The following is a 15,310-nucleotide window of genomic DNA, read 5'->3' as shown; positions in this document are numbered from 1 at the left end:
CCGCCATGGGCGCGTGGCCGACGGCGTCTTGATCCCTCAGCGGATGGTGCCTGTGACCCTGACGCGTCGGCTCTCGGTTGGCCTCTCTTTCTTGTGTGTCGCGCGGCGACGGGCCTGTCGATCATCGATCAGGTTCTTCAGGGCGATCAGCAGTCCGGTGGCGAAGAAGGCGCCGGGCGGCAGCACCAGGAACAGGAAGTCATAGTCGGGAAAGACAGTGATGCCCCAGCCGGCGGCGATCGGCCCGAGCAGCAGGTCCATGTTGGTGAAGAGGGTGCCCTGACCGAAGAGTTCCCGCACCGCCCCCAGCACCACCAGCACGGCGGCGAAGCCGAGCCCCATCATCAGGCCATCGGTGGCCGCGGGCAGCACCGGGTTCTTGGCTGCGAAACCGTCGGCGCGACCGAGGATCGCGCAGTTGGTAACGATCAGCGGGATGAAGATGCCAAGGATCTGATGCAGCTCATAGGTGTAGGCCTGCATCAGCAGGTCGGCACAGGTGACGAAGGCGGCGATGATCATCACGAAGGCCGGCAGGCGCACCGTATCCGGCACATGATGGCGGATCAGCGACACCGCGACGTTGGAGCCGACCAGCACCAGCAGGGTGGCAAGCCCGAGGCCCAGGGCATTGACCACACTGCCGCTGACGGCGAGCAGGGGGCACAGGCCCAGCAGCTGTACCAGGGCCGGGTTGTTGGCCCACAAGCCGTTGCGGGCGAGCTCATTGAACTGGCTCATGGCGTGTCTCCTGCCGGATCCTGAGAGCGCGTGCCCTGGGAAGCGCCGAACAGGCGTTCGGGATACGCGTGAGCATAGTCGAGGGCCCGATGAACGGCCCCGACCACGGCACGCGGCGTGATGGTGGCCCCAGTGAAGGCGTCGAAGTCACCGCCATCCTTGGTCACCGCCCAGCCATCGACGCCGGGGTCGGCGAGGCTGCGGCCGTCGAAGTCCCGGATCCAGTCGCTCTTGCGCGCCTCGATGGCGTCGCCAAGCCCCGGGGTCTCCTGGTGACGGGTCACCCGTACGCCGCTGATCTCGCCCGCTGCGGTGATGCCGACCAGTAGCTCGATGCCTCCGCTGTAACCGTCCGGAGCGATCACCGGCAGCACCACGGCGGCGGCGCCCTCTCGCGTGGCCCGCCAGGCAGTGAAGGGCGCGGCCTGGCCGAGGGCGGGGCTCGCCGGCAGGGTGAAGGCGGTGTCTATCAGGCGCTCGACCTCGAGTTCGGCGAGGGCGTCGGGCAGCACCTGTAGCAGCTGGCGGTGCTGGCTCGCCAGACGATTGGCCTCGATGCGCTCGGCGGTCAGCGCTCGGGTGCCGGCGACGATGCCGGCGGTGAGCATGGCGAAGAGCCCGAGACCCACCGCGCCGCGCAGGACGGCACGCTGAAGGGGAGTGCCGAGCGGTCGATGCTGAGGAGAGGGGGCGCTCATGGAGCCTCCTCGTCGTCGAGGCGTACCACCTTGATGCCGCGGTTGGGGCGGGCGTGCCCCTGAGTGCGGGGTTGGGTGTAGTAATCGATGAAGGGCACCGCGAAGTTCATCAGCAGCACGGCGAAGGCCACCGCATCCGGGTAGGCGCCGGCCTCACGAATGACCATCACCAGCATGCCGATGCCGGCGCCGTAGTAAAGCTTGCCCTTACGACTGGTCGCGGCGCTGACCGGGTCGGTGGCAATGAAGAAGGCGCCGAATACCGCCGCTCCGCTCAGCCAGTGAAAGGCCGGCGAGCCATGATGGCTGGGATCCACGGCATACAGCAAGGTGGCCAGCGCCCCCATGGCGGCGAGCATCGACAGCGGGATCTGCCAGCCGATCAGGCGCTTGTAGAGCAGCAGGGCGCCCCCGGCGAGCCAGGCCAGGGCGACATCGCGCCAGGCCGCCTGGGTGCCCTCGGGCAGCGGGGTCGTCGCCCAGAACTCGCTGGCGAGCAGGGCCTCGGGCTTGTGCTTGAAGGCATCCAGTGGAGTGGCGCCGCTCCAGGCATCAGGGGTGAGGCTGCCGTCGAGCCCGGTGTCAATGCCGATGACGCGGGTCAGCAGGTCGCCAGGCGAGAGCCCCTCGGGGCCGAGCAGGCCATGGGGCGCGCTCCACTGGGTCATGGCCGCAGGGAAGCTGATCAGCAGCAGCGCATAGCCGACCATGGCCGGGTTGAAGGGATTCTGGCCGAGCCCGCCATAGAGCTGTTTGGCGACGACGATGGCCGCCACCATGCCGACCATAATCAGCCATAGGCTGGTGCCCGGCGGCAGCGAAGCGCCAAGCAGCACGCCGGTGACCAGGGCGCTGTTATCGGCCAGCACCGGCCGGAGCGAGCGGCGGCGCAGGCGCAGCACGAGTGCCTCGAGTCCGACCCCGAGGCCGGCGGCGAGCAGCACATTGGAGAGCACCCCGAGGCCGAAGTGCCAGCTCAGGGCGGCGATGCCGGGCAGGGTGGCGAGCAGCAGCCAGCCCATGACCCGGCCGGTCTCGGCGGGCTGGCGGCTCACCTGGCTCTGGTGCATCAGGCTCATGAGGAGCGCTCCTGGTCGGTGTCCGGTGACGGGGCTTCGTGGGCGGCGCCCCTGGCGGCCGCCAGCCGCGCCTCGACGGCGGCGAGGTTCTCCCGGGCGGTGGCGAGCTGGACCTCGAGATCCGCAAGCTCGCCGTCACTCTGCCCATTACCTTGCCCCTGGCCCCCGCCGGCCTGGCTGACTCGGGCCAGCACCTTCTCGGCCTTGCGCACGGCGGCCTTGGCCGCGGCCTGGGCGATACGCAGCGACTTGAGGTCGGCATCGGGTGTCGCCGGCGAGGCCTGGGAGGACACCGGCTGCTCCTGGCGCCTGGTGGGGGCGGCGGCAGCGGGTCTGGGGCGTTTGTTGGCCTGGGCCCGTGCCTGGCGCCGCGCCTCCTTCTCGGCAGCCTCGCGTTCCAGGCGGGCCTGGCGGAACTCGAAGCGGTGCCTCGCATGTTCGGCCTTGTGGGCCTCGAAGGCCCTGGCGCGGATCTCGCCCTTGGCGGCGCGGTAGTAATCCACCAGCGGGATGTGGCTCGGGCAGACGAAGCTGCAGGCACCGCATTCGATGCAATCGAAGAGGTTGAACAGTTCGGCCTTGTCGTGCTCGCGAGACTTGGCGAACCAGTAGAGCTGCTGAGGCAACAGGCCGGCGGGGCAGGCCTCCTCGCAGGCGCCGCAGCGGATGCAGGGCTGCTCGGCCGGTGGCGGCGGCAGCTCCTCAAGGGTGGCGGCGATCAGGCAGTTGCTTGACTTGACCAGCGGCAGGTCGAGGCGCGCAAGCTCCATGCCCATCATCGGTCCCCCCATTACCAGCCGGGCGAGGCGGCGCTCATCGAGGCCCGCGGCGGCGAGCAGTTCGCCCATGGGCGTGCCCAGGCGTGCCTCGACGTTGCCGGGGCGCGCCAGGGCCTCGCCGGTCAGGGTCACGATGCGCGAGATCAGCGGGCGGCCGTCGCGCACGGCCTGCAGCGCGGCGCGCAGGGTGCCGGGGTTATGGCAGAGTACCCCGACATCCGCCGGCAGACCGCGGCTCGGTACCTCGCGGTCGAGCAGGCGCTTGATCAGCTGTTTCTCGCCGCCGCTGGGGTAGCGGGCGGGAAAGCGCTTGAGGGTGATCTCGAGGGATTCCGCCCCCGCCGCCGCGATGGCCGTGTTCAACGCCGTGGCCGCTTCGGGCTTGTCGTCCTCGATGCCGATGACGATGCGCCCGGCGCCGCTCAGGTGCGCCATCAGCCGGGCGCCCTCCAGCACCTCGGCGGCATGCTCGCGCAGGGTCATGTCGTCGGCGCTGATATAGGGTTCGCACTCGGCGGCATTGATGATCAGGGTGTCGATGGCGTGCCGCTCGCGCACCCGTGCTTTAACCTGGGTGGGAAAGCCCGCGCCGCCAAGGCCCACCACCCCGGAGGCAGCGAGGCGAGCCTTAAGAGTGGCGGCATCGCTGGTGCGCCAGTCGAGGGGGGGCATCCAGGCCCAGTCGTCCTCGATGCCATTGCCCTCGATGACGATACAGGTCTCCTCCAGGCCACCGGGGTGCGCGACCGGGTGCGTCTCGATGGCGATGACCTCGCCGGTGATGCTCGCATGCACGTCGGCGCTGATCAGGCCCTGGGCCCGGGCCACGACGGTGCCGGTGGCGACCCGCTCGCCCACCGCCACACAGGGCTCGGCGGGCTGGCCTCTGTGCTGGCCAAGCGGCAGCACCACTCGCCGGGGCAGGGCGGCCGGGGTAATCGGGGCGCGGGTGGCGGCGGCCTTGCGCGCCGGGGGGTGAATGCCACCGGGAAAGTCGAAGGCCTTAGTCATGGGCGGCCTCCTGGGACGACGGGTGAGATGATGCGTGGGGCGGTGCGTCGCGGTCGCTGGCGATCAGCAGGGCGCTTGGGCGATGGCCGGGGCCCGCGGGCAGGGGAGGCTGCCAGGCGTCGGCTGCGTCATCGCGCGGGATCATGTCGATGCAGTCCACCGGGCAGGGCTCCAGGCACAGATCGCAGCCGGTGCATTCGTCGGCGATCACGGTGTGCATGTGCTTGGCGGCGCCGAGAATGGCGTCGACCGGGCAGGCCTGAATGCACTTGGTGCAGCCGATGCATTCGTCCTCGCGGATGTAGGCGACGCGGGGGGCCTGTTGCGCCTCGCCGTCCAGTGCCGTGGCCTCGCGCCCCAGCAAGTCGGCCAGGGCAGCGATGGTGGCGTCGCCACCGGGCGGGCACTTGTTGATGGCATCGCCCTGACTGATGGCCTCGGCGTAGGGCTTGCAGCCGGGATAGCCACACTGGCCGCACTGCGTCTGAGGCAGCAGGGCATCGATGCGTTCGACCACCGGGTCGCCCTCGACGCGAAAGCGCTCGCCGGCATATCCCAGCAGGGCTCCGAAGGCCACCGACAGACCGGCAAGGGCGAGGATGGCGGCGAGCATGCCGTGGTCGCTGATCCATTCCATCATCAACCCTGCCCTACCTGCACGAGCCCCGAGAAGCCCATGAAGGCCAGCGACATCAGGCTCGCCGTGACCATGGCGATGGCGGCGCCGCGAAAGGGGCGGGGCACGTCGGCCACCGCCAGGCGCTCGCGCATGGCGGCGAACAGCACCAGCACCAGCGAGAAGCCCAGGGCGGCGCCGAAGCCATAGAGCGCGGCCTCCATGAAGCTCGATTGACGATTGAGCGAGAGCAGCGCCACGCCCAGCACGGCGCAGTTGGTGGTGATCAGTGGCAGGAAGATGCCGAGCACCTGGTAGAGCAGCGGGCTTACCTTCTTCACCATCAGTTCGGTGAACTGTACGATCACCGCGATCACCATGATGAAGGCGATGGTGCGCAGGTATTCGAGCCCAAGCGGTGCGAGCAGGTGATGAAAGGTCAGGTAGCTCGCCACCGAGGACAGGGTCAGCACGAAGGTAGTGGCCAGCGACATGCCCATCGCCGATTCCAGCTTGTTGGACACGCCCATGAAGGGGCAGAGCCCGAGAAACTGCACCAGCACGAAGTTGTTGACCAGCGCGGTGCTGACCAGGATCAGGAGATAATGGGTCATGGCCCGCTCATTCGGCGAGAAGTGGAGAACCGTCGGGGCGCCGCCAGGCGCCTTAGAGAGCGGCGATTATAGCGCGGGGGGCGGTCGCATCATACCGGGCTGCGCGCCTGGCGGCGGCGAGAATCATTCGAGCGATTCGGCCGGCAGGGTTCGGTTGCGGCCGGCCGCCTTCGCGGCATAGAGGGCCTGGTCGGCGGCTTCGATCAGGCCGTCGGCGTTCAGGGGGCGTTCGGGTGTGCTGCACGCGACCCCGACACTGATGGTGACCACCTGGCCGGAGTGCGGGATCGCCAGGGCCTCGATAGCCGCTCGCAGGCGGTCGGCCGTGAAGAGCGCGCTCGCTTGAGTGGTGGCGGGCAGTACCGCCATGAACTCCTCGCCGCCGGTTCGGGCCACCAGCTGCCCCGGGTGCTCGAAATGGGTGTTCATCACCCCGGCCAGTTGCCGCAGGCAGGCATCGCCGGCCGGGTGGCCGTAGCGATCGTTGAAGGCCTTGTAGCGGTCGATGTCGATCACCAGCAAGGCGGTCGACTGTGACTGTTCTCTCTCCGCCGCCAGTGCACTCTCCAGGTGATCATCGAAGCGACGCCGGTTTGCCAGGCCGGTCAGGGGGTCCCGCTCGGAGAGGTCGACCAGCTCGGCTTTCTGTTGGCGCTGAAACTCGATCAGCTGCTGGAAGTGGCGGGCCAGGGTGCCGATCTCGTCGTGTCGGGCCAGCAATGGGGCCGGGACATCGGTGCGCTCCGGGCGCCGCACCCGGCGAGTGAAGGCGGCGAAGACGCGCAGCGGTCGTAGTACGATGCGCTCCAGCAGCAACAGTACCACCAGCAGCACGACGACCAGCAGGCCGATGGTCCAGGTCTGGCCCAGCGCCAGGTTCTTGAGCCGACTGGCCAGGTGCTGGCGGGGAAGCTCGACGTGCAGGGCGAGTCGCTCGCCCGGCGGCGATGCGGCCAGGAAAGTGGTGGCGCGCATGGCGGTGTCGTTCAGCCGCTGCACACTGAGTGCCTCCAGTCCCGGGTGGCTGGCCCGAAGCACGCTGATGGCCAGGCCCGTGCTGTCGCGAAGCTTGGTAAGCGTCGGACCGTTCATGGGGCGGACCATGGCCAGCCAGCCGGCGAGCGGGCCACTGCCATCGCTGTGCAGGATGGGCTGGACGCTGACCAGCGCCTGCTGGGGGTGGGTCTGCAACCAGGCCATGCCGCCACCGACCCTGCTGTGTGCGATACGCGCCTGTGAGGCGTCGAGGTAGGGGCGCGCCCATCGACACCGGGCGTCCAGGTCGGCGCAGGCATGATAAGCCCCTGTTTGCGGGTCGAGGCCCGACAGCCAGAACAGCTGGCCGGCGGGGGTCAGGAAGGCGATCGCACTCAGGTCGGCATCCTCGAAGATGGTGGCATCTGCGATGTTGGACGCTAGGTAGTGGGGGTTGCCGTCACGCATGAACTGGTAGCTGTCATCCCAGGTGGCCCAGTCCTTGGTCAGCATATCGAGGTGGCGCGCTTCGTTGTCGATGGCCCGCTGAGCGCGCGCGAGGGCCTCTTGGGCCAGCAGGTCTTCACTGCGCAGCAGTTCCGGCTTGAGGATGATGTGCGTGAAGCCGGCGAGGGCGATCAGCGCGATGACCAATACCCCCAGCAGGGCGAGGACGAAGCGGTAACGCAGGGAGTGCAATGCTGAGCGCATGGGCATTCCAGCCGATTGGCGAGGCGGTGGGCCGCTTTCGCCGAGTGGGACGGAGTGGGTGTCAGTTGACTGAGCTATCGGCCAGCGCCTCGCCAACTTGAGTGGCGAGCAATGCCCCTATGCAAAAACGCGCAGCCGGGGCTGCGCGTTTTTGCTGAGACAGGGGGCGGAGTCGAGGTGAGCTCAGGTCACCCGCTGGCCCGGTTCGGCGCCGGCATGGGGCTCGAGCAGGTAGATGCCCGCGTTCTTGTCAGAGGGCGTGCCGGCGGCCAGCACCATGCCCTCGGAGACGCCGAAGCGCATCTTGCGCGGGGCCAGGTTGGCGACCATCACCGTCAGGTGACCTTCCAGGGCCTCCGGTGCGTAGGCGCTCCGGATGCCGGAGAAGACGGTGCGGGTCTCGCCGCCCAGGTCGAGGGTCAGCTTGAGCAGTTTGTCGGCACCCTCGACGTACTCGGCCTTGGCGATGCGGGCGATGCGCAGGTCGACCTTGCTGAAGTCCTCGAAGCCGATTTCGTCGGCGATCGGGTCGTCGGCCAGCGGGCCCTTGGCGGTCTCCTTCATCTTCTTCTCCTCGGCTAGGTCCTCCTTGGAGGCCTCGATCATGGCATCGATCTTGTCGCGTTCGATGCGCGTCATCAGCGGCTTGAACTTGGCGATGCCATGATCCAGCAGCACCGTGTGGCGGCTCTCCCAGTCCAGGGAGTCGAGCTGCAGGAAGGCCTTCGCGTCGGCGGCCATCTTGGGCACCACCGGCGCCAGATAGACCATCAGCTGGCGGAACAGGTTGATGCCCACCGAGCAGATGTCGAGCACTTCCTGCTCGCGGCCGTCCTGCTTGGCCAGCACCCAGGGTTCGGCCTCGGCGATGTAGGTGTTGGCCTCGTCGGCCAGCTCCATGATACGGCGCATGGCGCGGCCGAATTCGCGGGCCTCGTAGTCCTCGGCGATGGCGTCACCGGCGGCGATGAAGCGGGCCACGAGCTCCGGCTCGGCGCAGTGGGCGCTGAGCTGGCCGCCACCGAGCTTCTTGACGAAGCCGGCGCAGCGGCTGGCGATGTTGACCACCTTGCCGACCAGATCGGCATTGACCCGGGCCGAGAAGTCCTCGAGGTTGAGATCCAGGTCATCGACCCCGGCCGTCAGCTTGGCGGCGAAGTAGTAGCGCAGGTACTCCGGGTTCAGGTACTCGGCGTAGGTGGCGGCCTTGATGAAGGTGCCGCGGGACTTGGACATCTTGGCGCCGTTGACGGTGACGAAGCCGTGGCAGTTGACGGCGGTCGGGGTGCGGAAGTCGGCGCCGTGCAGCATGGCCGGCCAGAACAGGGCGTGGAAGTAGACGATGTCCTTGCCGATGAAGTGATAGATCTCGGCGTCGGCATCAGGCTGCCAATAGCTGTCGAAGTCCAGCCCCTCCCGCTCGCAGAGGTTCTGGAAGCTGGCCAGATAGCCGATCGGCGCGTCGAGCCAGACATAGAAGTACTTGCCCGGGGCGTCGGGGATCTCGAAGCCGAAGTAGGGCGCATCGCGGGAGATGTCCCACTCGTTGAAGCCGGACTCGAACCACTCCAGCAGCTTGTTGCGGATCTGCGGCTGCACGTGACCGTCATCGATCCAGCCCTGCATGAAGTCGGCGAAGTCGGGGAGCTTGAAGAAGTAGTGGGTGGAGCTTCTCACCTCGGGGGTGGCGCCGGAGATCGCCGAGACCGGATCGATCAGCTCGGCCGGCGTGTAGGTGGCGCCGCAGGCTTCACAGTTGTCGCCGTACTGATCGTCGGCCTTGCACTTCGGGCAGGTGCCCTTGATGAAGCGGTCGGCCAGAAACAGCCCCTTGACCGGATCGTACATCTGCTCGATGTCGCGGGTAGCGATATGCCCCTTGTCGCGCAGTCGGGTGTAGATCAGCTCGCTGAAGTGGCGGTTTTCCGGCGAATGCGTCGAATGATAATTGTCGAACCCCACCCCGAAGCGGGCGAAGTCGTCCTGGTGTTCCCGGGAGACGCGCTCGATCAGGGCCTCCGAGGTGATCCCTTCCTGTTCGGCGCGCAGCATGATGGCGGTGCCGTGGGCATCGTCGGCGCAGACATAGTGGCACTGGTGGCCGCGGCTCTTCTGAAAGCGCACCCAGATATCGGTCTGAATGTATTCCAGCAGGTGGCCCAGGTGGATCGCGCCATTGGCGTAGGGCAGGGCGCTGGTGACCAGGATCTTGCGCGAAGGGCTGGCGGAGTTCGACATAGTGGCGCGGGGTTCCCGTAACGTAGTGCGTGAGGGACGAGGTGGCGTCCTCGGGGCAGCGAGCGTCGCCGCCGGGCCTCGTCCCTGACGTGATGACCATGAAATCAGCCCCGGATTGTAGCATTTTCGCCGCCGCCTGCATCCGCTGGCGGTGTCGGTGAAGGGCGACGTTTGGCCTGTCTCTCGCTTGGCGGTAGAGTGCCCCCCGTTGCCATCGGCGGCGCCCATGGACCCTGGGTGTCCCGGCAGACTCATCGCCCCGCGTCACGCATGGCCCAGTGACTCTTCCAAACGAGGTATATGAACATGCGTTTCACTCCGATCCTTTTCGTGCTGGCCCTGGCCACCCTGATCGCCGGCTGCGCCGGCAGCGCCATCGCGCCCAACTACACCAGCCAGAACCCCGATATCATGCGTATCGGCAACGAGCGTCCGGCGGACCCGCAGGTTACCACCGAGAATCTCGGCTCCTACTGCGTCAAGGTCACCGAGACCTGGAGCGAGCAGGGCGAGACCCCCGACGGCCAGACGCTGTGGGCGCTGGACACGCAGCGTGCCGTGGTGCCCTGCAACTAGGCGGTCTCCGTCCGATAACATCACGCAACCTGAAGCGACACCTCGCATCATCGTGATCGCAAGGCCCGCGGCGCATATCGCCGCGGGCCTTTTTATGTTGCCGGGCTGTCATGCCCGTGTAGCGGTAGCGTGATGGCGTGTCACGCTGCCTCAGGCCAAGGAGACCAGGGCGCGGGCCAGCAGGTCATTATCGTAGTAGGGGGCGCTCGCCTCGCTGATCAGGCGAGTATCGATCAGGGTGAGGCCGCGCTCGGCGCACTGGCGGGTCAAGGTATCGATCGGCAACGCGGAGGAACTCCCGCCCTGGCGGCTGTCGAGGAGCACGAAGTTCAAGAGCTGATGGGTCGGGGTATCTTCCCCGGCATCCTGTCGCAGCTGATGCAGCAGGGTGTCTAGCTGGCGCTCCAGGCTCATGCCCAGCTGCTCGGGATCGATACCGGTATTGGGGATGAACACCTTGGGACCGGGATTGGTACGGATCGCTCGGCCCACCCCGCTGGCCAACAGGTTGGCGATCAGGCTGGTGTAGAAGCTGCCCGGTGGATAGCAGATCAGCTCCGCCGCTTCGATCAGTTTTCGACTCTTGTCGGGCAGGGTCGCGGTGCCGGGGTCCCAGCGATCGGCCCGGCGGGACAAGCCGAAGCGAGCGATCGGCGAGGTCAGTGGGGCCACCTCCTTGCCGGTCAGGCGGTGCTGACCCACCACGGTCGCGCCGTTTTCCAGTGTGGCAGCCAGATGATAGTTCTCATCGACGATCGCTCGCACGGTACCCCGTACCTGCACCAGCTGGGAGAACAGGAAGATGATCGGGTCGAGCTGATGCTGATGGCTCAGGTAGCCGCCGGCCAGGATCAGGTTGCCGATACTGGCGCCGCGCAGGTCGAAGTCCTCGGGCATGGCAGCGCAGAAGTGCTCGAGCTGATGAAGGATCAGCTTGCGCATCGGGTCGGCGATGTCGCGAATCAGCGGGTGCTCACCCGCCGCCAGGGCGGTCAACCGCGTGGACAGCAGTTCAGGCGGCGCCGTGTCGGGAAGGCGGTGCTGAAAGAGCCGGAAGACCTCGGGATGGCCGAGCAGCGAATCATCCGCCAGGGCCATCAGGCGGCTGCGCAGATCTCCGACGGCCGGCATGTCGAAGGCATGTCGCAGTTTGGCTGAGCTGCCGCCGGAGTCGAAGGGGGTGACCAGATGAATCGAGCGATGCGTGTAGAGAGGCAGGGTCCGCGACAGGCCATCGAGCGCAGACCCTCCACTGAAGAACAGGATCTGTGGTCCCAGTTCGGGTGACTGCTGGCAGCGTCGGATCCGAAGCGGGTCCGGAACCTGGGCACGGCGAGTGACCCGGATATCGATCATGATGGCGTCCTGTGGAGTGAAGCATGCATCCCTGAAGCCTAATGATCATCCACGCCAGGCCGGCTGAGTCAATCCGTAGCGTCCTGCGCGCCGGTTCGATGCTCGGGGACGGCTCAGGCATCGCCTGGGGCCAGATCGCCGGCCATCATCCTCACTTCGGGAGTGGGTCGGCATCCACCCGAGGACGGCTGCGCCAGCTGCTGTGCCACATAAGGGCCGAGTAGCGGTTGCATGCTCTTGAGCACTTGAACCGGCAGCGAGGAAGTGAAGCGATGGTCCTCGGCCTCGGCGCCCAGCACGTAGGCGGTCAGGGTGCCGAAATGATGCTCGCCGAGGAAGAAGGCGAAGGTGGCGGTGCGATTGCGCGCCCGTGAATCGGTCACCTCGCCGGTGCGGGTAACGGTCTCGATACGGTTGTCACCGGTGCCCGTCTTGCCGCCTACCGTCATGGGGGCGCCATCCGTGTCGAGGTAGCTGCCCGCCAGTCGCCGGGCAGTGCCTGCCTCGACCACGCCGATGACGGCCTCTCGCAGCACCTTTGCTACCTCCGGTGCCATGACCCGAACGCCGCGCGTCATGCGGGTGAAACCCGTCTCGTAGGGCGTGTCGGCGGCGAAGTGCAGGCGGTCGATGCGCACCGTGGGCTGGCGTATGCCGTCATTGAGGATGATCCCCATCAGCTCGGCCAGCGCCGCCGGTCGGTCACCGGAGCTACCGATGGCGGTGGCCAGCGACGGCACCAGCCTCGCGAAGGGATAGCCTAGTCGTGCCCAGCGGTGGTGCAGGTCATCGAAGGCCTCGACCTCCAGCATGCGGCGAATGCGGCTGTCCCGTGCCTGGCGATGGCGGGTGCGCGACAACCAGGCATAGCTTTCCTGGCGTTCCTCGATGCTCGCCAGCATCGCCTCCTCGCGGCTGGCCTCGGGGTGAGTGCCGAGATAGCGAAGGAGCCACAGCTCGAGTGGATGCGTGCGACTCAGGTAGGCACGATCATTCAGGGAGTACCGGTCGGCGCCATACTGCCAGTAGAGGGCATCCAGGGCGGCATCTTCCAGCGCTTGGCTGTCTCTTCTTTCCTGCGACAGACGCCCTTGCAGGGTCTGATGGAAGTCGGCCAGCGACTGCTCGGGCATCAGGTGGCGATAGATCACCGCCAGCCGCAGTGGCGTTGCTGGAATGTCACGCAGTAGTCGCGTCAGGCGATCCTCGGGCTCGAGCCCGCGGTATCGCCTCCAGAAGCGGTCCAGAAAGATACGGCCCTCCTGGTCGGCGAAGCGCGAGAGATAGAGCCCGCGGCGGGTATCGCCATCGTCTTCCAGCAGGCGGCGGTTGTCCGGGTCGGCATAGACGTGGTGATGCACCAGATCGCGTAGCAGTCGCACGAAGGGCAGATTGATCGACTGGCGCAGCGCCTCGGTGAGGGTAGGGCGTCGGCCGTTATGCTCACGACGAAAATTGGCGAAGGTGTGGATGCCACCGCCCGTGATGAAGCGTTCATGGGGGCTCGCCGAGTAGCGGCGCTGCATGGCGGCTTCGAGCAGTGTCTGAAGGGGCAGGTCGGGGTCGTGAATCAGGCGATCCATCACCCAGCGCATCAATGCATCGCGGCGATCGACGTCGATGCGGCGAAGCGCGTTCCGGGACTCGCCGGCATAGCGCTCATGGAGTTCGGCGATGATCTCCAGGTAGGTCGCCAGCACCCGCAACTTGGCCGTGGAGCCCAGTTCCAGCTTGCTGTCCTGGTTGATGTCGAAGGCCGTGCCGTTGGTGTCGGTCTGCACGCGTACCTGAAAGCCCTCCTCGCCGCGCTCGAAGAGCGTGAAGCTGTAGCGTACCGCGGCGGCGTCTTCGGGGCGGCCGAGCAGGTGTTTGCCGAACAGGCCGGCGGTGGCCGCCGTGGCGGGATCTTCCAGGCTGGCCAGATAGTCACTGACGGCGTGCTGAAGATCGGCGTTGAGGGTGGTGGTGGCCCTCAGGTCGAGTCGGTCGAGCTCAAAGAGCGAGACGCCCAGTAGGGTGGCCAGGCGCCCGCGGGCCAGGCGGAGTCCCTTGTCGCTCTCGATGCGCAGCGAAACCGGCGACGCCGCGAAGTCGCGGAAGGCGAGGGGCTCTGCGAGGGCGGCATCGTGTAGCTGCGGGTCGAGCAAGCCCTCCTGGCTCATCAGCCGCAGATAGGAGGCGCTGAGCCTGGTCAGGTCGTCATGCCCGCGATGCAGGTAATGGGAAGGACGACGCTGGGCGATCATCAGCGCCAGCACCTGCCTCAAGGCTCGACCGCGAGCGGCCAGTGCCGCGTCGCCGTCCTCGGTCGACATCAAGGCATGTCGAACATCGTCGAGTTCGACACCGAACCATACCCAGAGCCCATCGCCCAGCCCGTGCACCTCGCCGTGGCCACGGGCGGCGGAGAGAGGCACGGAATTGAGGTAGTCCAGTGCCACGTCCTGGCGTGCGGTCAGTGTTTCGGGACCTTGGCGGTAGGCACGCACACTGGCGGATACCATCTGGCGAAGCTTCTCCTGCGCCGAAACAGTCAGGCCGCCAGGCGAGTGACGGTACTTCTCGAGCTGAGTGGCGAGGGTACTGCCGCCCGATGACTGGCCGGGCAGGTGGATGGCTTCACCGACCTGAGAGATCGCGGCACGCATGAAGCGCGGCCAGTCCACGGCGGGGTTGGCATAGCGATGCTCGGTATCCAGCAGGGCCCGGTTCTCGATGAACAACAGGCTCTTCAGCACCAACTCAGGCACGTCATCGAAGTGAGCGAAGTGGCGCTGGGGGCTGGCGAAGCGGTACATCGTCTCGCCACGGCATTCCGACAGCATCAGTCCCGCCCGGGTTTTCTCGGCGTAGGGCACGAAGAAGCCGCGACGGGCATAGTCGATCATCGCAGGCGACATGCGCGCCTGCTGGCGCACCGCAAAGCCGCGATCTTCCAGGCGCTGCTGCCAGCTAGGCAGACGGGTATAGCCCAGGCGCTCGTCGAAGGGACCATGGCGGGGAAAGATCAGGCGATCGCTGGGGCCGTCCGCGAGCGCATAGCGCAGGCGCTGGGCGTACTGGGAGATTTCCCTGGCCTGCCAGCGCGATGACTGCGCTTCATTAACCAGCATCAGGGTCATGAGGGCCAAGGCCGCCAGGGTGGCCAGCAGGCATAGCCAGCGGGCCCAGTGAAACCGAGGCCTTGGTGGCGGAGCCAAGGGCGTGAGAGGTGCCTCGTGCAGGAAGATATCACGTGGTGAAGAGGGGGGGACGTCGCGGTCACCCATGGGCCAACTCCTGACGAGGCGGCGCTCCCTGCCCCTCATTGTGATCTATCCCAATCCTTCCTCAAGCGTAGCCGGCGCGGCCATGAGCGCGTACATTTTGCTACATATTAGCCCTGCACTCGCGACATTCCCGACAGACGGCGGCTCCTGGGTGGGGGCGCCGAGCTCGTGGCCTCAAACCTGGTGTGGGATAGGGCGATTCCCTTGAGTCCTGTTGGCGGGCGCCGACGGCGGTCCAGGGTGGTATCCTTGGCGTGGCACCAACCGGTGTGATTTATCCAAGATTGGGAGACAAGAGCATGGCAAAGGCCACAGCACGGCATATTCTGGTGGACAGCGAAGCCAAGTGCGAAGCACTGAAGGCTGAGATCGAGGGCGGCCGCGACTTTGCCGAGGTCGCCAAGGAGAACTCCTCCTGCCCGTCGAGCCGTCAGGGCGGAGACCTGGGCTCTTTCGGCCCGGGCCAGATGGTGCCGGAGTTCGACAAGGTGGTGTTCAGTGGTGAGCTGAACAAGGTGCATGGCCCGGTCAAGACGCAGTTCGGCTACCACCTGCTGGAGATCACCAGCCGCACCTGATGCGGACGGGGCGCTGATCGAGAAGCCGTGTGTGGAGAGCCTCCACCACGGCTTCTTGTGTTCTGGGCC

At 66.9% G+C, this 15,310-nt stretch carries 12 protein-coding genes; 2 read left to right on the top strand and 10 right to left on the bottom strand.

All coding sequences use genetic code 11. The features are described 5' to 3' along the window. Window positions 1–36 precede the first annotated feature (36 nt). From IEJ03_RS08900 to metG, 8 genes are all read right to left on the bottom strand, one after another. Window positions 37–741, bottom strand: a complete 705-nt coding sequence (locus tag IEJ03_RS08900) for an electron transport complex subunit E (protein ID WP_192034528.1) — start codon at window positions 739–741, stop codon at window positions 37–39. Next, window positions 738–1,439, bottom strand: coding sequence for an electron transport complex subunit RsxG (gene rsxG, locus IEJ03_RS08895; protein ID WP_192034527.1), 702 nt, complete (start codon window positions 1,437–1,439; stop codon window positions 738–740). Before rsxG ends, IEJ03_RS08900 begins: the two co-directional genes overlap by 4 nt. Then, window positions 1,436–2,518, bottom strand: coding sequence for an RnfABCDGE type electron transport complex subunit D (locus IEJ03_RS08890; protein ID WP_192034526.1), 1,083 nt, complete (start codon window positions 2,516–2,518; stop codon window positions 1,436–1,438). Before IEJ03_RS08890 ends, rsxG begins: the two co-directional genes overlap by 4 nt. Further along, window positions 2,515–4,308, bottom strand: a complete 1,794-nt coding sequence (rsxC, locus tag IEJ03_RS08885; protein WP_192034525.1) for an electron transport complex subunit RsxC — start codon at window positions 4,306–4,308, stop codon at window positions 2,515–2,517. Before rsxC ends, IEJ03_RS08890 begins: the two co-directional genes overlap by 4 nt. Next, window positions 4,301–4,948 (bottom strand): electron transport complex subunit RsxB, encoded by a 648-nt coding sequence (gene rsxB, locus IEJ03_RS08880; protein ID WP_192034524.1) that lies wholly within the window; start codon window positions 4,946–4,948, stop codon window positions 4,301–4,303. Before rsxB ends, rsxC begins: the two co-directional genes overlap by 8 nt. Beyond that, window positions 4,948–5,538 carry an electron transport complex subunit RsxA gene (rsxA, locus tag IEJ03_RS08875; RefSeq protein ID WP_192034523.1) on the bottom strand — a complete coding sequence of 197 codons (591 nt, stop codon included), beginning with the start codon at window positions 5,536–5,538 and terminating at the stop codon, window positions 4,948–4,950. Before rsxA ends, rsxB begins: the two co-directional genes overlap by 1 nt. A 123-nt stretch (window positions 5,539–5,661) precedes the next feature. Continuing rightward, the gene (locus IEJ03_RS08870; RefSeq protein ID WP_192034522.1) at window positions 5,662–7,224 is read right to left on the bottom strand and encodes a diguanylate cyclase; all 1,563 of its coding nucleotides are present in this window, start codon (window positions 7,222–7,224) and stop codon (window positions 5,662–5,664) included. A gap of 183 nt (window positions 7,225–7,407) precedes the next feature. Beyond that, window positions 7,408–9,462 (bottom strand): methionine--tRNA ligase, encoded by a 2,055-nt coding sequence (gene metG / locus IEJ03_RS08865; protein ID WP_192034521.1) that lies wholly within the window; start codon window positions 9,460–9,462, stop codon window positions 7,408–7,410. A gap of 306 nt (window positions 9,463–9,768) precedes the next feature. On the opposite strand from metG, the gene IEJ03_RS08860 reads away from it, so the two are divergent. Then, a complete protein-coding gene (locus IEJ03_RS08860) occupies window positions 9,769–10,038 on the top strand; it encodes a hypothetical protein (protein WP_242457916.1) in 270 nt (89 codons plus the stop codon). A gap of 150 nt (window positions 10,039–10,188) precedes the next feature. Here the strand turns inward: IEJ03_RS08860 and IEJ03_RS08855 are convergent, their stop codons facing one another. Both IEJ03_RS08855 and IEJ03_RS08850 read right to left on the bottom strand, forming a co-directional pair. Then, window positions 10,189–11,394, bottom strand: coding sequence for a GAK system CofD-like protein (locus IEJ03_RS08855; RefSeq protein ID WP_192034519.1), 1,206 nt, complete (start codon window positions 11,392–11,394; stop codon window positions 10,189–10,191). 113 nt (window positions 11,395–11,507) lie between these two features. Beyond that, on the bottom strand, window positions 11,508–14,663 hold the full coding sequence (locus tag IEJ03_RS08850) for a transglycosylase domain-containing protein (RefSeq protein WP_192034518.1): 3,156 nt from the start codon (window positions 14,661–14,663) through the stop codon (window positions 11,508–11,510). 299 nt (window positions 14,664–14,962) lie between these two features. Between IEJ03_RS08850 and IEJ03_RS08845 the strand changes: the two genes are divergently transcribed. Then, window positions 14,963–15,241: a peptidylprolyl isomerase gene (locus IEJ03_RS08845; RefSeq protein ID WP_192034517.1), complete on the top strand. Its 279-nt coding sequence runs from the start codon at window positions 14,963–14,965 to the stop codon at window positions 15,239–15,241. The last annotated feature ends 69 nt before the right edge of the window (window positions 15,242–15,310 follow it).

It is taken from the genome of Halomonas sp. YLGW01 (assembly GCF_014840935.1).
In the GTDB taxonomy this organism is placed as follows: domain Bacteria; phylum Pseudomonadota; class Gammaproteobacteria; order Pseudomonadales; family Halomonadaceae; genus Onishia.
This window is presented reverse-complemented; position numbering and strand designations above follow the sequence as displayed.